Source organism: Aurantimicrobium minutum (genome assembly GCF_002355535.1).
Classification (GTDB): domain Bacteria; phylum Actinomycetota; class Actinomycetes; order Actinomycetales; family Microbacteriaceae; genus Aurantimicrobium; species Aurantimicrobium minutum.
On the sequence record NZ_AP017457.1, the window covers coordinates 1,515,531 to 1,533,782 of the forward strand.

21 protein-coding genes are annotated in these 18,252 nt (G+C 53.7%); 16 read left to right on the forward strand and 5 right to left on the reverse strand.

The genetic code is table 11. From position 1 onward, the window contains the following. Positions 1-8 precede the first annotated feature (8 nt). Genes AUMI_RS07555 through ccsB form a run of 5 tightly spaced genes read left to right on the forward strand, consistent with a single transcriptional unit; the run spans position 9 to position 4,545 of the window. Positions 9-668, forward strand: coding sequence for a histidine phosphatase family protein (locus AUMI_RS07555; RefSeq protein WP_096383101.1), 660 nt, complete (start codon positions 9-11; stop codon positions 666-668). Beyond that, positions 665-1,267 carry a TlpA family protein disulfide reductase gene (locus AUMI_RS07560; protein WP_096383103.1) on the forward strand — a complete coding sequence of 201 codons (603 nt, stop codon included), beginning with the start codon at positions 665-667 and terminating at the stop codon, positions 1,265-1,267. The genes AUMI_RS07555 and AUMI_RS07560 overlap by 4 nt, the downstream gene beginning before the upstream one ends. Continuing rightward, positions 1,267-2,022 (forward strand): cytochrome c biogenesis CcdA family protein, encoded by a 756-nt coding sequence (locus AUMI_RS07565; RefSeq protein WP_096383106.1) that lies wholly within the window; start codon positions 1,267-1,269, stop codon positions 2,020-2,022. Before AUMI_RS07560 ends, AUMI_RS07565 begins: the two co-directional genes overlap by 1 nt. After that, a complete protein-coding gene (resB, locus tag AUMI_RS07570) occupies positions 2,006-3,631 on the forward strand; it encodes a cytochrome c biogenesis protein ResB (RefSeq protein WP_096383107.1) in 1,626 nt (541 codons plus the stop codon). The genes AUMI_RS07565 and resB overlap by 17 nt, the downstream gene beginning before the upstream one ends. Before the next feature lie 44 nt (positions 3,632-3,675). Beyond that, positions 3,676-4,545: a c-type cytochrome biogenesis protein CcsB gene (ccsB, locus tag AUMI_RS07575; RefSeq protein WP_096383557.1), complete on the forward strand. Its 870-nt coding sequence runs from the start codon at positions 3,676-3,678 to the stop codon at positions 4,543-4,545. Here the strand turns inward: ccsB and AUMI_RS07580 are convergent. Next, entirely contained in the window at positions 4,540-5,514 is a 975-nt protein-coding gene (locus AUMI_RS07580; protein WP_096383109.1) for an o-succinylbenzoate synthase, read from the reverse strand. The two genes, ccsB and AUMI_RS07580, sit on opposite strands and share 6 nt — an antisense overlap. Positions 5,515-5,560: 46 nt before the next feature. On the opposite strand from AUMI_RS07580, the gene AUMI_RS07585 reads away from it, so the two are divergent. From AUMI_RS07585 to AUMI_RS07595, 3 genes are read left to right on the forward strand one after another with little or no spacing between them, the layout of a single operon-like run. Then, entirely contained in the window at positions 5,561-6,451 is an 891-nt protein-coding gene (locus tag AUMI_RS07585) for a 1,4-dihydroxy-2-naphthoyl-CoA synthase (RefSeq protein WP_096383112.1), read from the forward strand. 2 nt (positions 6,452-6,453) lie between these two features. Continuing rightward, on the forward strand, positions 6,454-7,617 hold the full coding sequence (locus AUMI_RS07590) for an AMP-binding protein (protein ID WP_096383113.1): 1,164 nt from the start codon (positions 6,454-6,456) through the stop codon (positions 7,615-7,617). A gap of 9 nt (positions 7,618-7,626) precedes the next feature. Then, positions 7,627-8,538: a 1,4-dihydroxy-2-naphthoate polyprenyltransferase gene (locus AUMI_RS07595; protein ID WP_096383116.1), complete on the forward strand. Its 912-nt coding sequence runs from the start codon at positions 7,627-7,629 to the stop codon at positions 8,536-8,538. On the opposite strand, the gene AUMI_RS07600 is transcribed toward AUMI_RS07595, so the two are convergent. Continuing rightward, positions 8,509-8,799, reverse strand: coding sequence for a DUF4229 domain-containing protein (locus AUMI_RS07600; protein ID WP_096383119.1), 291 nt, complete (start codon positions 8,797-8,799; stop codon positions 8,509-8,511). The genes AUMI_RS07595 and AUMI_RS07600 overlap by 30 nt on opposite strands. A 63-nt stretch (positions 8,800-8,862) precedes the next feature. Between AUMI_RS07600 and AUMI_RS07605 the strand changes: the two genes are divergently transcribed. Both AUMI_RS07605 and menD read left to right on the forward strand, forming a co-directional pair. After that, the gene (locus tag AUMI_RS07605; protein WP_096383121.1) at positions 8,863-9,147 is read left to right on the forward strand and encodes a PLDc N-terminal domain-containing protein; all 285 of its coding nucleotides are present in this window, start codon (positions 8,863-8,865) and stop codon (positions 9,145-9,147) included. Then, positions 9,144-10,838 (forward strand): 2-succinyl-5-enolpyruvyl-6-hydroxy-3-cyclohexene-1-carboxylic-acid synthase, encoded by a 1,695-nt coding sequence (menD, locus tag AUMI_RS07610; RefSeq protein ID WP_096383124.1) that lies wholly within the window; start codon positions 9,144-9,146, stop codon positions 10,836-10,838. The genes AUMI_RS07605 and menD overlap by 4 nt, the downstream gene beginning before the upstream one ends. Here the strand turns inward: menD and AUMI_RS07615 are convergent. Next, positions 10,835-12,109 carry an isochorismate synthase gene (locus AUMI_RS07615; protein ID WP_425338921.1) on the reverse strand — a complete coding sequence of 425 codons (1,275 nt, stop codon included), beginning with the start codon at positions 12,107-12,109 and terminating at the stop codon, positions 10,835-10,837. The two genes, menD and AUMI_RS07615, sit on opposite strands and share 4 nt — an antisense overlap. Before the next feature lie 36 nt (positions 12,110-12,145). On the opposite strand from AUMI_RS07615, the gene ubiE reads away from it, so the two are divergent. The 4 genes from ubiE to AUMI_RS07635 are packed head-to-tail and all read left to right on the forward strand — an operon-like array spanning position 12,146 to position 14,585. After that, positions 12,146-12,853, forward strand: coding sequence for a bifunctional demethylmenaquinone methyltransferase/2-methoxy-6-polyprenyl-1,4-benzoquinol methylase UbiE (ubiE, locus tag AUMI_RS07620; protein ID WP_096383127.1), 708 nt, complete (start codon positions 12,146-12,148; stop codon positions 12,851-12,853). A 19-nt stretch (positions 12,854-12,872) separates the two neighbouring features. After that, on the forward strand, positions 12,873-13,925 hold the full coding sequence (locus AUMI_RS07625; RefSeq protein ID WP_096383130.1) for a polyprenyl synthetase family protein: 1,053 nt from the start codon (positions 12,873-12,875) through the stop codon (positions 13,923-13,925). A 5-nt stretch (positions 13,926-13,930) separates the two neighbouring features. Beyond that, positions 13,931-14,290: a sterol carrier family protein gene (locus tag AUMI_RS07630; RefSeq protein WP_096383133.1), complete on the forward strand. Its 360-nt coding sequence runs from the start codon at positions 13,931-13,933 to the stop codon at positions 14,288-14,290. A gap of 1 nt (position 14,291) precedes the next feature. Continuing rightward, on the forward strand, positions 14,292-14,585 hold the full coding sequence (locus AUMI_RS07635; RefSeq protein WP_096383136.1) for a hypothetical protein: 294 nt from the start codon (positions 14,292-14,294) through the stop codon (positions 14,583-14,585). Here the strand turns inward: AUMI_RS07635 and purF are convergent, their stop codons facing one another. Further along, positions 14,586-16,043, reverse strand: a complete 1,458-nt coding sequence (purF, locus tag AUMI_RS07640) for an amidophosphoribosyltransferase (protein ID WP_096383138.1) — start codon at positions 16,041-16,043, stop codon at positions 14,586-14,588. A gap of 97 nt (positions 16,044-16,140) precedes the next feature. On the opposite strand from purF, the gene purM reads away from it, so the two are divergent. Together purM and AUMI_RS07650 are read left to right on the forward strand one after the other, a co-directional pair. Next, entirely contained in the window at positions 16,141-17,247 is a 1,107-nt protein-coding gene (purM, locus tag AUMI_RS07645; RefSeq protein WP_096383140.1) for a phosphoribosylformylglycinamidine cyclo-ligase, read from the forward strand. Positions 17,248-17,255: 8 nt separating this feature from the next. After that, on the forward strand, positions 17,256-18,017 hold the full coding sequence (locus AUMI_RS07650) for a sulfite exporter TauE/SafE family protein (protein ID WP_096383142.1): 762 nt from the start codon (positions 17,256-17,258) through the stop codon (positions 18,015-18,017). On the opposite strand, the gene AUMI_RS07655 is transcribed toward AUMI_RS07650, so the two are convergent. Further along, a complete protein-coding gene (locus AUMI_RS07655; RefSeq protein ID WP_096383145.1) occupies positions 18,014-18,208 on the reverse strand; it encodes a DUF3073 domain-containing protein in 195 nt (64 codons plus the stop codon). The genes AUMI_RS07650 and AUMI_RS07655 overlap by 4 nt on opposite strands. Between the last annotated feature and the right edge of the window lie 44 nt (positions 18,209-18,252).

Below are 18,252 nucleotides of genomic sequence, written 5' to 3' on the forward strand. Positions count from 1 at the left end.
TTAGAAGCATGGTCGCCACGCAGTTGCACCTTGTCCGACACGGCGAGGTCTACAACCCGAATAGGGTGCTGTACGGACGCCTACCCGAATACGGACTCTCAGATGCCGGTCACCAAATGGCCGCACTCGCCGCGGCCGATTTAGCAAGCCGTGGACGCACTTTTTCGCAGTTGATTGCCTCCCCACTTCAACGGACCCAAGAGTCTGCCGCGCCGGTTTCCAAGGCACTCAACCTGCCAGTGAAACTTGATGAGCGTGTGATTGAACCGACAAACGCATTCGAGGGAAAAAGAATGCGAGGACCAGAATCTGCATTGAAAGATCCTGGTAATTGGAAATACCTCATTAATCCTTTCAAGCCCAGTTGGGGCGAGCCTTACCAATCCGTTGCTTCACGGATGCGTGAAGCAATGACAGACGCAGCGGTTTCAGTCCCTGACGGCGATGTCGTCATAGTCAGTCACCAATTACCTATTTGGATGGTTCACCGTGATGTCAGTGGCAAGAAACTGTTTCATGACCCCCGGTCTCGCCGCTGCACACTCTCGAGCATCACGACTCTCGAGTTGATTGACCCGCTCAAGCCTGAACTAGGTTTTGTCGAGGTTGGTTATGTTGAACCTGCCTCAGAGCTCACAGCTACAGCATTGGATGTGGGAGCTGTATGAGTTCACGATTGACGCGCACATTGGTTGTCGGCGCTACTGCACTTGCCCTGGCACTGACCGGATGTTCATCAGACCCTCTTGCTCAGCAATATCGAGAAGGTTCAAACAAGAACTACATCGCTGGAGACGGTTCTGTCACCGAGATCCTGCTGGAGAACCGTGGTGAGCCCATCACATTTACGGGCACCACTGAAACGGGTGAAACCGTTACTTCAGAGCAGTATCTCGGCAATGTTCTTGTGGTGAATTTCTGGTACGCCGGCTGTGCACCCTGCCGTGCCGAAGCAGCTGACCTTGAGCAGGTCTACCAGGAGACCTCTCCATCAGGTGTGAACTTCCTCGGAGTTAATGTCCGTGACCAAGCAGCGACAGCAATCTCTTTCAATGAGCGGTTTGGTGTGACTTACCCCAGCATCATGGATCAAAACGGGCAAGCTCAGCTTTCTTTTGCCTCCCAAGTTCCACCCAACGCAGTTCCCACCACGCTGGTTTTGGATGCTCAGGGACGTGTTGCTGCTCGAATTCTTGGGCAGCTGCAAAGCCCGTCCATTCTGACCACTTTGATTAACGACGTCGCCGCAGAAAAGAGCACGGGTTAATGGAGAACGTGGGCGAGCTGGTTTACAGCGGGCAACTTCTTGTCGCCATCCCTTTGGCAATACTTGCCGGTCTTATTTCCTTTGCTTCACCATGTGTGCTTCCACTAGTTCCGGGATATCTCGCCTACGTCAGTGGTGTGAGTGCGCCGGCAAGTGATGCACAAACTCGTCGCGCAAATATGTGGCGCATGGTGGCTGGGGTGTCACTGTTCATCGCGGGATTCTCTGCCGTATTCATTGCCTATGGTGCAGCATTTGGTGCAGTGGGTGTCTGGCTTCTTCAATGGCAGGAACTCATTACCGTCATCCTTGGCTTCGTAGTCATTGCGATGGGTTTGATATTCATCGGCCAATTTGGATTCTTTCAGCGCACAGCCAAGCTCAACATTTCTCCAGCAACAGGACTAGCCGGCGCACCGCTTCTCGGTGTCGTCTTTGGTTTGGGATGGACTCCCTGTATTGGCCCGACCCTCACCGCTATCTTGTCTTTGAGTATTGACACTGCTTCGCCGTGGCGGGGCGCATTGCTAGGTTTTGCCTACTGCGTTGGCCTGGGTATCCCCTTTATCCTGCTTGCCTTCGGATTGAGTTGGGCAACAAGTTCCGTGGCATTCTTGAAGCGTCACATTCGCGCGATCAACATCTTCGGCGGCATTTTGCTCATCGTATTGGGTGTGCTCATGGTGACAGGATTGTGGACTCAATGGATTTATCAACTGCAGGCGGTGATCAGTAACTTTGTCCCGACCATCTGATCACTACGACTCTGCGGCTGACGCCAAAATCGTTAACCCCCAACTGGGGGTTGTGGGCTGGTTGCGCTGGTTCTGGCGTCAACTCACCAGCATGCGCACTGCATTGCTGTTGCTGCTTTTGCTCGCCATCGCTGCAGTCCCAGGTTCACTCGTTCCTCAGCGCAGCTCTGATCCCAACGGTGTAAGCCAGTACTTTGTGGACCACAAAGACGTGGCACCTATCTTGGATAAGTTCCAGCTCTTCGATGTCTATTCATCTGCCTGGTTCTCCGCGATTTACTTGCTTCTCTTTATTTCTCTGATTGGCTGTGTGCTTCCTCGCACCAAACACCACTTTGAGGCATTGCGCGCACAACCCCCAGCAACCCCAGCAAATCTGGGACGTCTTCCGGCCCATGCGGAGCTCACCGTTTCAGGTAAGAGCGCCGTAGAAGTGCTCGAAGCATCGAAAGCCGTCCTCAAAGCAGACCGATACCGTGTCGCACGCTATGACCGGCCTGCGTCAGGAAAAGGCAAGCTCGCCAGCACCGGAGCAATCACTGTTTCAGCAGAGCGCGGATACATGCGCGAAACAGGAAACCTTGTTTTCCACTTTGCTCTCGTCGGCGTTCTCATTGCGGTTGGTTTCGGCGGTGGCTTTGGCTTTGCCGGTCAGCGCGCTATCTATGAAGGCCAAGCATTTACTAACAGCTTGATTGCCTTCGACTCGTTCAACCCAGGACGTTTCTTCAACTCCTCCTCGCTCCCTCCGTACACCATCACTTTGGATAAGTTCACAACGGTCTATGAGGAACAAAACGCGAACGCTATTGGGCAGCCGGTTGACTACACCGCTGAGGTAACTACCCAAATCAAGGGGCAAGAACCCCAGAAACAAGTTATTAAAGTGAACGAGCCTTTGCGCATTGAGGGCACTGACGTTTACCTCCTGGGTAATGGCTACGCCCCAACTGTCACTGTTCGTGACCCTGAGGGGAACGTCATTTTCACCGACTCGGTGAACTTCTTGCCACAAGATAAGAACCTCACCTCACTGGGTGTGATCAAACTCCCAGACGGCCTCAAAGAACAAGTCGGGTTGATCGGGTTCTTCTATCCCACCGTTAGTGAAGGACACAGCGGAGCATTCTTCTCGATGTATCCAGACCTCGTAGATCCTCGCCTCACCCTCGACGTCTACTCTGGTGACCTCGGTCTTGATGACGGTATTCCTCGTTCTGTTTATGCACTTGATACAGAAGACATGACCAAGCTCGCTGGACGCAAGGCTCCGCAGAAGTCCCTCGAGATGAAAATCGGTGAAACTGTCGAGTTACCTCAAGGTTTGGGCACTGTCACGTTTGACGGGGTAAAGAAGTTTGTCTCGCTCGATATTCACCGAGATCCAACACAAGGCTGGGTGCTGTTCTTCTCCATGGCTGCGCTCGCAGGCTTGTTGGTGTCATTGTTTATCCCACGTCGACGCATGTGGGTTTCGGTCACAGAAAATTCTGATGGTTCGGTCACAGCGGAATGCGCTGGTTTGGCACGTGGTGACGACCCAAGCTTAGAAAGTGCTGTTAACGCCCTCAAAGACAAAATTCACCGAGCTCTAGGATTGAACTCGTGACAGACACTCTTTCGCAGTATTCCGTCCTTGCCCTCTACTCTTCGATGGCGATTTACGCCATCGCCTTTGTGCTGTTCACACTGGATCTAGCCAAGGGTGCGAGTAGTGGTTCCGCTCCTGTGGGCGAAGCCACCACCGTCGCCGTGGTTCCTGAACGCCGCAAGCTTGCTCGCATCGCAATGTCACTGACGGTTTTGGGATTCATTCTCCAATTCGCCGCAACCATGATGCGAGGATTTGCTGCCTCACGTGTTCCTTGGGCGAACATGTATGAGTTCGCCATGACAGGAACTCTGGTCATTGTTGCCGTGTTCCTTATTGTGAACCTCAAGTGGGATATGAAGTTCCTTGGTGCCTTCATTACCGGTTTGGTGCTGTTGCTACTTGGGCTGGCTGCAACCCGCTACTACGTCGAAGTTGTTCCGCTTCCGCCAGCACTGCAGTCCTATTGGCTCGTTATTCACGTCTTCGTGGCGACACTGGCAACAGGATTCTTTGCCTTGGGCTTCGCTCTCTCACTGATGCAACTCCTTCAGACCAAACGCGAGAATGCCGTCGCGGCGAACGAAAAGACCCGTTTGGGATTCCTCACCCGGTTACCTGACTCTGTTCAACTCGAGAACTACGCGTACCGACTCATCATCATCGGCTTTGTGATGTGGACATTCACTTTGATCGCCGGGGCAATCTGGGCTGAAAAGGCGTGGGGACGATACTGGGGCTGGGACACCAAAGAAGTGTGGACCTTCATTATCTGGACCGTCTACGCCGGCTACATTCACGCCCGGTCGACACGTGGATGGCGTGGCACACGCTCCGCGTGGCTTGCCATTGTTGGTTTCGCTGCCGTGATCTTCAACTTCACAGTCGTGAACATCTTCTTCAAGGGCTTACACGCCTACTCCGGTTTATAACAGGGCGTAGCAGCGCTCTAGTCGCTCCAGCCACCACGCAGTGGTGTCTGGAGGAGCGGCCAAGCTGCTGAGCATCTCCTCGTCGACATCAACTCTCTGGACTGAGATTGATCCGGCCTGGGCAAGAAGAGGCTTCTTGGTGACATCAGCAGCCAGCAGAGAGGCAGTTCCCAAACCGCAGTCGTATTCCAACTGTGGAAGAGCAGCTGCCGCATGCAAGCCCATCGAGATACCCACAGAGGATTCCAGCGCACTTGAGAGCACCACGGGAAGAGATACCTGCTTAGCAATCTCAAGGATGGATGAAATACCTCCCAACGGCTGAGCTTTGAGCACCAGAATGTCCGCTGCAATAGCCTGGGCAACGGCAAGAGGATCTTCAGCTTTGCGGATACTCTCATCTGCAGCGATAGGTATGTCCATGTAGTGGGTGCGCTCGCGCAGTTCGGCCAGTTCCTCGAGTGTGGAACACGGTTGTTCGACATATTCGAGGTCGAATTCGGCTAAAGCATGGAATGCATGTTCAGCCTCATCAACATTCCATCCGCCATTTGCATCCAGACGAATGCGGCCTTCAGGACCCATGCCTGCACGAACAGCCTTCACCCGAGCAATATCTTCTCCCAAAGTCTGACCTGACTCACAGACCTTGACCTTGGCTGTTCTGCAACCATCGAAGTGGGCTAAAACTGCGGGAACATGTTCGGCATCCACTGCGGGAATAGTTGCATTGACCATCACTGAATCCCGAACAAGTGGCGCTGCAACTGACCAGCCGAATTCAATCGCAGCCTTGAGCCAGTGCACTGCTTCATCATCGTTGTATTCAACAAAGGGACTGAATTCGGTCCATCCCTGAGGGCCCTTGAAGAGCATGATTTCTCGTGACCAGATGCCACGGAATTTCACAGCAAGCGGGAGAGAGAGCACATGCGCGCTGTTTCTGAGCTCGTTGAGGGTTGGTTCCACCTGCCTAGTCTCCCACTCATCTCCTGAGCTTGCGTAGGCTGGTGTTATGGCATCTGAGGTTTCTGAGATTTTTGACCCCACTGAGTGGGTTGTCGCACCCGGTTCTGAAGGGTTCACGGATATTACCTACCACCTCGACGTGATGGGACAGGTTGCTCGTATTGCCTTCAATCGCCCTGAGGTGCGCAACGCATTTCGTCCGCAGACCGTTGATGAGTTGTATCGAGCCCTTGATGATGCAAGGCAGAACAGCAAGGTTGGCGTTGTCTTGATCACAGGCAACGGCCCCAGCCCGAAAGATGGCGGCTGGGCATTTAGCTCTGGTGGAGATCAGCGCATCCGTGGAAAAGCAGGATACGAATATGCCGATGGCTCCACTGGAACAGGCCGCCTGCACATCCTGGAGGTGCAACGCCTCATCAGAACCATGCCCAAGGTTGTTATCGCAGTCGTTCCTGGTTGGGCAGCCGGGGGTGGACACTCACTGCACGTAGTGTGTGACCTGACTATTGCCAGCCGCGAACATGCGCACTTCAAACAAACAGACGCCGATGTTGGTTCTTTTGATGCTGGATACGGCAGTGCATACTTTGCCCGACAGGTTGGCCAGAAGTTTGCTCGTGAAGTCTTTTTCCTCGCTGAGGAATACAACGCGCAGCGCGCCTATGAAATGGGTGCCGTGAACAAGGTTGTAGATCATGCCGATCTCGAAACTGAAGCACTTGCGTGGGCACGCACCATTATGACGAAATCTCCCACAGCTATCCGCATGTTGAAGTTCGCATTCAACGCGGTCGATGACGGCATCATGGGGCAACAGGTTTTTGCCGGGGAAGCGACCCGCTTGGCTTATGGCACAGATGAAGCCGTCGAAGGCAGAGACTCATTCCTGGACAAGCGTGACCCTGACTGGTCTGCTTTTCCCTGGCACTACTAAAGATGACTGAGATTGTTCTTTGTGATGCCACTGCACCGGAACAGGTGCAAGAACATTTAGCGCGCGCTCTGGCTGGCAGCGGACCTGCCGTCCTGGTTCGGGACCCTCGAGCATCCAGACTTGTGGCTGCTAACGAGGAGACAATTACTCAGGCACCGGATGGCACTGCACTGCTCATCCAAACCTCGGGTACTTCTGGACAGCCAAAGACGGTTGCTCTCAGCGCAGCTGCGCTGCAAGCAAGTGCTCATGCAGCACACGAACGCTTGGGTGGACCAGGGCAATGGCTCCTCGCGTTACCGCTGACTTATATTGCTGGAGTTTCAGTACTTGTTCGTTCACAGTATTCAGGCACTGATCCTGTGTTTATGCCAGCAGGACCTTTCGATGCAAGAGCATTTCTTGATGCCATTGAACAGATGACAGGACAGCGTCGCTACACAGCTCTTGTTCCTGTTCAACTTTCTCGGATTCTCGACGAGATCGACGAACACCCCGAGCGTGTAGAAACTGCACGGTCATTGTCTGCGATCTTGATTGGTGGCCAGGCGCTCGAGAGTGATCTGCGCGAAAGAGCAGAACAAGCAGGTCTCAACATTGTGACCACCTATGGCTCTAGTGAAACGGCTGGTGGCTGTGTCTACGACGGTGTTCCGCTTCCAGGAGTGACTATAGAGATTGATTCAGACACGGGCGAAATTCTCATTGCAGCACCGCAGTTGGCAACCGAGTATGTGGGTAATCCAGAGCGAACAGCACATGTATTCCTTAATCGGAATGGAACAAGATGGTACCGAACAGGTGATGCAGGGTCTTTTGTTGACGGGACTCTCACAGTGCTCGGGCGCCTTGACAGGGTCATCACCTCTGGGGGTTTGAAGATTGATCTCGATGCTGTCGAGGCCGTCGTTACAGGCATCCAGGGCTGTTATTCCGCGGTAGTCGTTCATATTCCGGATTCGGAATGGGGACTACGCCCGGCCGTTGTTATCCCCGGCGACCCTGATGCTGGTGAGATTTCTGCAACGGTTTATGACGCCATCGTGGCAAAACTTGGTCGCGTCGCGGCACCCAAAGTTGTCTGTTTTATTCCAGAGGTTCCTCGGCTTAGTTCAGGCAAACCTGACATGGTTGCACTTTCCGAATATGCCTCAGCACAGAAGTAGGCTCAAGGTATGAGCACGTCTAAGAAGAAGTACCAGTCGCACAAGCCCAAACCGGCAACTGTGGGCGATTGGATTTCTGGTGCTCGTATTCGCACACTCCCTCTTGCTGTTGCCCCCGTTCTCATCGGGTCGGGCGCAGCATCTATTCTCGACAAGTTCAACGCCCCGCTAGCTTTGCTGTGTCTTGTCGTTGCTCTTGCTTTGCAGATTGGTGTCAACTACTCCAACGACTATTCCGATGGCATTCGTGGCACTGATGATTTTCGCGTGGGGCCTCCTCGACTGACAGGATCTGGAGCGGTTGCACCCAAGCGGGTTCTTGCAGTAGCTCTCGCATTCTTTGCTATCGCCGCAGCGGCCGGCTTGGCAATTGAGATCATGACCCAGCTGTGGTGGATTACGGCAATCGGTGTTCTTGCTCTTGCAGCTGCCTGGTTCTACACCGGCGGCAAACGACCCTATGGATATGCCGGCTTAGGTGAAGTCATGGTGTTCATCTTCTTCGGTTTGGTCGCGACGATGGGAACAACCTATGTTCAGGCGGGCCTCGTTAACGACGAAAGTATTTTTGGTGCCGTGGGAATCGGCTTCATTTCTTGTGCTGTTCTGGTCGTAAACAACATCCGGGATATCCCTACAGACACTCAAGCTGGCAAGAAGACACTCGCTGTTCGAATGGGTGCGCGAGCCTCAGCTGTCCTGTTTTGCGTGCTACTTCTTCTTCCCTTTGGAATCGTTACCTATTTAGGTTTGTTCTATCCCACAGTGCAGTTGACCTACTTCGCACTGCTGGCAGCACTTCCTGCATGCCTGATCACCGTCACATCCAAGTCGGCACAGGAATACATCCTCGCCCTCAAACTTTCGAGCTTGACTGGGCTGCTTTACGGCTTAGGCCTTGCCTTTGCCTTCTTCAGCTAGCAGGTTCTCTACCTCAGCGTCTTCAGCTTCAGCGTCTTTATCTGCTTTTGCAGCTGCTTTAGCTGCGCGCTTTTCATACATTGTTGTTGAGAGGGCATTGCGACGGTTTGCAAAGAAAATGTAGGAAATGCAGAAACCGATAATTGCGGACAGCAGAGCTGCAAGCCAGGGAGTGATGCCCAACCACAACGTGATGACCAGTGGAACAGCAAAAGCAGCCAAGCGAATGAGGCTGAACCAGAGCCATTGAGTCTTTTTCACGTATTCAGTCTAAATGTCACAGGCTGTGTGCGAGCTCAGAGCCTGCCTAGACTTAGATACATCATGACTCGGTTATTCATTATCGGTATCGCTATTGCAATCGCACTCACCGTTTTTGCTTTGGTGGATGTGATTTTCATAGATCGATTCCGTGTGCGCGGAGTTCCCAAGGGCTTGTGGATAGTTGTTGTCATTGTGATTCCTGTCGTGGGACCTATCCTGTGGTTCACCGTGGGCCGAGGGCCCAAAGGCAAGGGCCCTCGTGGAACTATCGCTCCAGACGATGACCCAGACTTCCTTCGTGGCCTGAATTTCCCTCCAAAAGATCCACCCGGCGGCACGTCGTGACAAAGGCGGCGCCTGCTTCAGTCTTTGCTGCTGAATTTGTGCCCTCTCTGATTGAGTTGGGAGTCCAACACATAGTGCTTGCTCCGGGTTCACGTTCTCAAGCAGTAGCTCTCGTGGCTGCCGAACTTGAGCGTCGTGGCGATGTGAAATTGCACGTACGCATTGATGAACGTGTAGCTGGGTTCGTTGCTTTAGGAATTGGGGTTGAAACTTCAGCTCCAGCAGTAGTCATCACCACCTCGGGCTCTGCTGTAGCAAATCTGCATCCGGCAGTTCTAGAAGCACACCATGCTGGTGTTCCCATGATTGTTGTCACTGCTGACCGTCCAGAAGAGTTGCGTGAGATTGGCAGTAACCAAACAACACATCAACACGACATTTTTGGACCTGCTGTTCGCTTCAGCATGGATGAGCCTGCTCCAGTTCCTGGAGCGACTGTCGTCCGTCGCGCACACGAGCTTGCCGAACAGGCCTGGCGAGTAGCAACAAATCCTTATGCCCCAGGCCCTGTTCACCTCAATCTTGCTTTCCGTGAGCCACTGTCCTCGCCGATTGATATTCGCCCAATAGGTCATCACACCAGCAATGCACTTATCAACCCTGAGCCAGCAATCACGGTTCTGCTGAACCGAGGCCCCCGCACCATTGTGATTGCGGGAGCTGATGCAGGCCCTCGTGCTGAAGAAGTTGCCCATGAGGGTGGGTGGCCGCTCATTGCTGAGGTAACAAGTGGGGCTCGATATGGCAGGAATCTTGTTCCTGCTTATCGCCAACTCTTATCAATGCCAGAACTCACCTCGCAGATTGAACGAATTATCGTTTTTGGACACCCCACGCTCAGTCGGGAAGTTCCGGCAATCATTGCTGACTCCACAACAGGGATTGAAACGATTGTTGTGAGGGGCCAAGCTCCTGAAGGATATAACCCCGGTCTCAACGTTGCAGCATTCGTCAACGACGTTGAGGTTGAACCTGGTGAGATTGATCAGAAATGGCTCAGCCTGTGGATTCACACCGGCCGGGAAGTCTTTGCTGAAATCGAAACGAACAGCATTGATGCTGCGTTGGCAACCGCTCCCAATATCTCTGCGTCACGTTCCGAGAGCATTGAGGATAAGAAAGCATTCCTCAAAGCTGAAGTCGCTGCATCACGAGTTCCCCTCAACCGAGAACTTCTTGTTGATGCAGTCTGGCGAGCAACGTGGCCTCACGACCGTTTGGTCTTTGGTGCCTCACGTCTGATTCGTGTTGCCGATAAATTCGTTGGCGGGAAGAAGATCACCGTTCACGCTAACCGTGGTCTTGCCGGCATCGACGGCAACATCGGAACAGGCATCGGTATTGCTTTAGCTGCCGAAGGCGCGTTGACAAGGATTGTGGTCGGGGACCTCGCGGCACTTCATGATGCCAGCTCTCTACTTTTTGGTCAGCACGAGACCCGACCTCGTGTTCAAGTCATCATTGGAAACGACGGCGGGGGAACAATCTTCGATGCTCTAGAAGTGGGACAGACAGCGCCAGCTGAAAGCATGGATCGAGTTTTCCTCACCCCGCAAGAAGTCGATTTCCATGCGCTAGCTGCCGCATACGGCTGGAGCTTCACGAAAGTAACAACTGTGAGTGAGTTTGAACGCGCTCTGACTGCGGCAGGCGAAGGGCCAGAGATTATTGAAGTGGCGCTTGCCCGCTAGCTAAAGGCGTCAACAATGGGGCGGAATTTCATTTCTGTCTCGACTAATTCCTTTTCTGGAATGGAATCAGAAACTATTCCACATCCGGCATATGCCGTGATGGTATCCGCGGAAACTTGGGCACACCGCAGTGCGATCGCCCATTCGCCATCGCCATTTGCACCAACCCAGCCCACTGGACCGGCATACCTGCCGCGATCAAATGGTTCTAAGTCATCAATCACGGTGACCGCTACCGCGGTGGGGGTTCCTGCGACAGCTGCGGTCGGGTGCAGGGCATCCACCAAATCCAAAGATGATGATCCTGTAGAGAGTGTTCCGGCAATATCTGTTGCCAAATGCCAGACATTAGGCAACTTCAAAGTGAAGGGTGATTCGCTCACCGTTAGTGTGCCCGTGAAAGGTGCAAGAGCATCTAAAACAGAACGGGTGGCAAAGCCATGTTCGTCGAGATCTTTGTGGCTCGATGCTAAAGCGGCAGCACTCTCAAGATCAGAGTTCGCGTCGCTTCCACGACGTGCTGTTCCAGCCAATACACGTGCCTGGACTTTGTTGCCGTGCACACTGACCAAAGTCTCGGGGCTTGAGCCCAGTAGTCCATCAACGCTGAACGTCCAACAGTCGGGGTAGCTTTCCGCTAAACGTTTGAGAGGAAAACGAAGATCGGAGTTCTCAGAAAGACTTCCCTGGAGATCGCGAGAGAGAACAACCTTGTCAACCTCACCAGTGTTGATGCGTTCCACAGCACGACTGACAGAAGAAAGGAAGCCGGCTTCTGTCTGGGCACCCTCACTCAAAGTGACATGAGGAGTAGATCCAGTCTTTCCAGATGCGGAAATGAGTTCCTCAAGTAGGCTCTGAGCTTTCTCCGGACTGAGAGGTGATGCAGATTCTGATGCTGGGTGAATTCGAGTAAGCCACGAGGTTCCACCGCGACGACCAACAATCAGTCGAGGAATGATGAGAACGCTGGGAATGGCAGATGTGTATCGGAACCCAAAAGTGCCAAAAGCCATTAAGCCCGTGCCAGGAAGGTCTACTTGATCAGTGACCTCAGCGGAGGAGGCAATTTCTTTCCAGGCAGCGGCTGCTTCCCTAAAACGATCGTTGCCACTGAAGTGACGTGTGATGAGAGGCTCGTGGCCAACCATGCCCTCATTGCGTCTCCACCACAGAAGAGGAGACGACGGGGCGAGCAAATCCAGCAACTCTGGAACCTGCTCTAAGGGCACCGTTTCTACAACGAGGCCGCCTTGTGTATTCACACTCACTCGAGACAGCCTACGCCTGCGCCGTAGACTTCTCTTGTGACTACTGCTGACCTATCGAAAAAGCCCGAGGACGTCTCTGCCATGTTTGACGACGTAGCCGCCGGCTACGACGTCACAAACAGTTTGCTCTCGGCGGGTAATGCAACCCTGTGGCGAATCTCCACGACCCGCGCTGTCAACCCTCAGCCATCTGAGCGGGTATTGGACCTAGCGGCTGGAACGGGCACAAGTTCCGCGGCGTTGGCCAAGTCTGGTGCGCATGTGGTGGCTGCTGATTTCTCTCCCGGGATGATCGAAGTAGGTCGCAAGAAGCATGGCAAGAATCCACTCATCGAGTTCGTTCAAGCAGATGCGACTGCACTTCCTTTTGAAGACAACAGCTTTGATGCAGTGACAATGTCTTTCGGTCTCCGGAATGTTGTTCAGCCGAAGAAAGCACTAGCGGAGCTCTACCGAGTGACCAAACCAGGTGGACGCATTGTTATATGCGAGTTCTCTACCCCACCAGCTGCACCCATTCGTGCGAGTTACAACTTTTACCTGCGCAAGGTCATGCCATTGGTAGCAAAAGTTTCCAGTTCCAACACTGAGGCCTACACCTACTTGGCAGACTCCATCGAGGATTGGCCTAACCAATCCACTCTTGCCAGCTGGATTCGTGAAGCAGGTTTTGAGAAAGTTGCCTACCGCAATCTCACCGCCGGAGTCGTTGCTCTTCACCGCGGAATCAAACCAGTTTCATAGTGAGGACTAGGCTGAACGGGTGAGTACGAGCGTGAGTGGTGTAGCAGGACGACTTTCCCTGCGTCAACGACTTTTCGCCAGTCCAGAAACTAAACAGCTCGCGGACACCATCGACGCTGGTTTGGCCTTAATCGAAGAAGGTCTCAGCACAGAACTTCATTTTGCCGATGCGCTCGCCGATGTGTCAGGCCGTTACCTTTACGGGGCCGGAGGCAAGCGCGTTCGCCCCATGCTGACGCTGCTCACTGCACAGCTGGGCAATGGTGCAACCCCTGAAGTTGTTACGGCATCGCAAGCAATCGAAATCACCCACTTGGCTTCGTTGTATCACGATGACGTTATGGACGAAGCTCCGCTTCGTCGTGGTGTTCCCAGTGCACATGAGGTGTGGGGAAACTCGGTAGCTATCCTCACCGGAGATCTTCTCTTCTCCAGAGCCAGCACGCTGATGACGCGCCTGGGTGAGAAGGCAATGCTTCTTCAGGCAGAAACCTTCGAACGGTTGTGCCTGGGTCAACTCCATGAAACCGTCGGCCCCCGTCCAGATGAAGACCCTGTCTCTCACTACATCCAAGTCTTGGCGGATAAGACGGGATCTCTTATTTCCGCTGCTGCCCGTTGCGGCATTGTTTACTCCGGAGCACCTCGCGAATTTGAGGAGCCCATGGTGGAGTTTGGTGAAAAAATCGGCGTCGCCTTCCAGCTCGCTGATGACGTCCTGGACCTGTCTCCCGAATCTGCAGCTACCGGTAAAAAAGCTGGAACTGATTTGCGCGCAGGCGTTCCCACACTGCCCACTTTGCTGCTTGAGAAGCAGGGACTCACAGACCCTGCGGCAGCCGCACTGTTGGCCCGTATTCGCGATGATGCCGATGAAGAATCTGCCGAGGCAGATGCTGACCTCCAGCTAGCTATCGCTGAGCTGTATGCGCACCCAGTTACCCAAGCCACGCGTGAAGAAGCTCGCCGTTGGGCACACGAAGCTGTTGCTGCGCTTGAGCCACTGCCTGCAGGTCCGGTGAAAACTGCACTCTCGGCTTTTGCTGAACACGTCGTTTCCCGCTCTGCCTAACCGCCATGGCTAAACCCCGTGTTGATGCGGCCGAAGGTCAACAGGCTGTTCATGCTGTTGTGGGCGGTTCATCGCAGCGCAACGATGTTGCTACTGCGGTGAGATATCTGCTTCAGCTGGTCACAGACCGCGCACCTGGCCATACTGTTGAACTTCGTGTTCCCCCTTTTGGAGCCATCCAGTGCGTGGAAGGCCCAGAACATACTCGGGGAACACCCCCGAATGTGGTGGAGATGGATCCTGCTACCTGGATTGCGATAGCCACGGGCCAACAAACCTGGAGTGAAGCCTATGACCAGGGCAAGATCAGCGCATCAGGCGTTCGCAGTGATGTGAGCTACCTCTTTCCACTGGCACAATGGTGACATGAGCGAAAAAGAAACAGTCACCACTGAGCAGGTCGTTGTTCGACGTTCTCCCAAGTTTTTGACATTTATGGTCGTAGGAATCATTTTCGGCATCATTGCCGCGTTGATTCTGACCTTTGCGTTCCCGAATAACAGTGAGTTCACACTCACCCAGATCTTTGGCTTCATGATGCTCATCACGGGAACCATCGGTGGAACACTCGGGCTTATCTTTGCCCTCATAGCGGATCGCTATTACTCGCGGCACGTTAAGACAGTTACGGCGCAGAAGACCGAAGTCACCTCGGACTAATTAGCTCAGCTGGTTGCGCTCGACCCAGTCAAGGTATTCCGGAGTAATCGTTCCGGTGACGTATTCGCCTGTGAAGCAGCTCAGGTCAAGCCCGGTGAGGTTGGATCCTTCCATGATGGCTGCTTCCATGTCGGCAACCTCCTGATAGATCAGGTGATCTGCACCAAGCTCTTGAGCAATCTCCGGAATCTTCCGGCCGTGAGCGATGAGTTCTTGGCGCGAGGGCATGTTGATGCCATAAACATGGGGGTAACGCACGGGGGGAGCAGCCGAGGTGAAGGTCACCTTGTTTGCTCCAGCGGCACGAGCCATCTCGACGATTTCGCGAGAGGTTGTTCCACGCACAATCGAGTCGTCCACGATGAGGACATTCTTGCCCTTGAACTCTGTGGACATGGCGTTGAGTTTCTGACGGACAGAGCGCTTACGCTGAGCCTGTCCGGGCATGATGAAGGTTCGACCCACGTAACGGTTCTTGAAGAAACCCTCGCGGTACTCCACACCAAGCGTGCGGGCAACCTGCATCGCTGAGGGGCGGGACGAATCTGGAATGGGCATGACCACGTCAATGTCACCCAGGGGGGCATGTTGTGCAATGGTGGCTGCCAAACGATCACCCATACGCAGACGCGTTTCGTAGACAGAGATGCCGTTCATCACAGAGTCGGGACGGGCGAGGTAGACGTATTCAAAAGAGCAGGGACGAAGAATGGGGTTTTCCGCACACTGGTGGGTGTAGAGGGTTCCATCCTGAGTAATGAAGACGGCCTCACCAGGTTCCACGTCACGAACGATTTCATAGCCGCCGCTTTCGAGGACGAGAGATTCAGAGGCAACAACATAGTCAGTCTTGCCGTTGTCCATTTCGCGCTTACCCAGGATCAGCGGGCGAATGCCGAAAGGATCGCGGAAGGCAAGCAAGCCATGCCCAGAAATAATCGCGATAGCGGCGTAGGAACCCTCCACACGCTTGTGCAGGTTTGCAACAGCGTGGAACACATGCTCGGGGCTCAAGTCAGAGCCAGAGATTGTGCTTTGTAGTTCAGTGGCAAGAACGTTGAGCAACAGTTCAGTGTCACTGGAGGTGTTGACGTGACGGCGATCAATGTTAAATAAGTCTTTGGTAAGTTCACGAGTGTTGGTGAGATTACCGTTGTGAACCAAGATGATGCCGTAGGGGGCATTCACATAAAACGGTTGTGCTTCTTCTTCGTTTGAGGCAGCTCCAGCTGTGGCATAACGCACGTGACCGAGGCCCACGTTTCCCACCAAGGTGCGCATGTCACGAGTACGGAAACCTTCGCGAACTTGGCCCTTGGTCTTGTGCATGTGCAGGTGTGAACCATCTGCGGTTGCGATACCAGTCGAGTCTTGGCCACGGTGCTGCAGAAGCAACAGAGCGTCGTAGATTTGTTGGTTGACTGGCTCAGTAGAGACGATTCCGACGATGCCACACATGTGCGGTGGTAGCTCCTGAAATTTGAGGTGCGTAGAGGAGCTCTCGTGAGTTCCTAGACAAGTCTGGCACATCTTTCCTGAGGATAGACTTGAGGATGTGAGCCAGAATTCTTCCTACGCACGTGCGGGTGTTGATACCGCAGCCGGTGACCTCGCTGTCGAACTCATGAAGGCCAGTGTTAAGGCCACCCATGGTGCTGAAGTTCTTGGCGGAGTAGGCGGATTTGCCGGCCTTTTCGATGTTTCTTTTCTGAAAAATTTTGATCGCCCACTGCTGGCAACCAGCACCGATGGTGTGGGAACAAAGGTTGCCATCGCTCAGGCACTGGATAAGCACGACACCATCGGTCAAGACTTGGTCGGCATGGTAGTTGACGACATCATTGTCTGCGGTGCTCGTCCACTGTTCATGACCGATTACATTGCCTGCGGCAAGGTTTACCCTGAACGCATTGCTGCCATTGTGAAGGGCATTGCAGATGCCTGCTCCTCAACTGGCACTGCCCTGGTCGGTGGAGAAACAGCGGAGCACCCTGGTCTGCTCGGTGTTGATGACTATGACGTTGCGGGTGCTGCTGTTGGTGTTGTCGAAGCTGCAGACGCATTAGGTGCTGAGCGTGTAGTGAACGGCGATGTTGTGATCGCCATGGAATCTTCAGGATTGCACTCCAACGGATACTCACTCGTGCGTCACATTTTGGCCGAAAACAAGCTGAGCTACGACAGCACCTCAGACGACTTTGGTGGCGTTGTGGGTGAGGTTCTTCTTGAGCCCACTCGTTTGTACACTGGACCACTCGTTGAAGTTCTTGGTGACCCCGCTCTGGCTGGAAGTATCCACGCCCTGAGCCACGTCACCGGCGGAGGTATCGCTGCCAACTTGGCACGGGTACTTCCGGTTGGCTCCTGGGTTGAGGTGGATCGTTCCACCTGGTCGCCCGGAAATGTGTTCCGTGTTCTCACCTCGCTTTCTGGTGAAAGCCTGGAAAGCACCGAGGGAACCTGGAACTTAGGAATTGGAATGTTTGCCGTTGTTTCCTCCGGGGCAGCATCCGCTGTGACTCAAAAACTTTCCGAGCTGGGTATTCCTGCATGGGTGGTCGGAATGGTTTCCACCTCCGAGCGTGACTTCACCGGATTTGAACAAGGTGCCAAGGGCGTCAATGGTGGCGCTGTTCGTCTCGTCGGTAGCTACAGCAACTAAGCATCTCCATGATTCTTCCCCTCCTCATCACTGGAGCAGTGGGCGGATTTCTTTCTGGCTTCTTCGGAGTCGGCGGTGGAATCATCATGGTTCCGCTGCTCATGCTGTGGGCAAAACTTGATCAACGTCGTGCTTCTGCAACATCTCTTCTGGCAATTGTTCCTACCTCCATCGTGGGCGCCCTCACCTATGGGATTAACCAGCAGGTAGATTTTGCAGTCGCCGGTTTGGTGGCACTGGGAGCAATCGTCGGGGCACCGCTCGGTTCAAAACTTTTGCGCGTGCTACCCATAGCTGTGATCCACTGGACCTTCGTCGCCATGATGCTCATCGAAGCCGGGCGTCTCTTGTTTGTGGCTGAACAGACAGGCGGCACATTCACGATGAGTGTGGGCAATGCCTTCGCGTTGATTGGTCTTGGACTGTTGATGGGTGTTGCTTCGGGAATGCTCGGTATCGGCGGGGGAGTTATTGCTGTTCCGGTATTTATGTCGTTCTTTGGCCTGAGCGCACTACTGGCAAAAGGAACATCTTTGCTCGCTATGGTTCCGACAGCTATCGCTGGAACAATACCTAATCTGCGCGCAGGATTAGTCGTGCTCAAAGAGGGCTTGATTGTAGGAGCTGCCGCTGTGGCTGCATCATTTGGTGGGGTAGCGCTCGCGTTTATCTTGCCGGAGCGACTATCTACTCAGCTGTTTGGCTTGTTGCTGTTGTTTGTTGCACTGCAGAGCGCATATCGCAGAATGCGGGCCCAGAAAAAGAATTAGGCAGAAGCCGTAGCTTCACTTTCCTCATCTTCGTCGTCTGGGTACAGGTCAGCCCACTTGTCCACGTATTCTTCACTGTCAGAAGCGTGGCCAATCTCTTTCTCGAGTGCAGAAAGGTCAGTAGCAGGGCTGAAGTATTTCAGCTCACGCGCAACTTTAGTGTGCTTCGCTTTTTGACGGCCACGCCCCATGCGAGAACCCTTACCTTGCTCACCGGGAAAAAATCACCGGACAC